Source organism: Bradyrhizobium sp. Kon56, assembly GCF_055807635.1.
Genome location: NZ_JBVVOU010000498.1, coordinates 1 through 258, shown reverse-complemented (window position 1 = coordinate 258; position 258 = coordinate 1). Strand labels below are relative to the sequence as shown.

Here is a 258-nt window from a genome sequence, read left to right as displayed (position 1 = left end):
AGCGGTGCCGCTGACCTGGACCCCGCCGGCCGCTTCCGCGGCGTTGATCAGGTTGTTACCGCCCTCGATCGTCGTGATGGCGACCGCAGGCGCCGTCGTATCCAGCGTGAAGCTCAGCGAAGCCGAGCCGGTATTGCCGAAGCTATCGGTCTGGCTTGCCACGATGGTGTGCAATCCGTCCGCCAGCCCGCTCGGCGTGAACGACCAGGCGCCTTGCGCATCGGTCGTCACCGTGGTGGTGCTGGCGACGCCGTCGAT

General features: G+C 67.4%; 1 protein-coding gene. It reads right to left on the bottom strand.

All coding sequences use genetic code 11. The features are described from left to right. A partial coding sequence (locus AC0L3B_RS39815) for an Ig-like domain-containing protein (RefSeq protein ID WP_473383391.1) occupies positions 1-258 on the bottom strand: 258 nt, incomplete at both ends.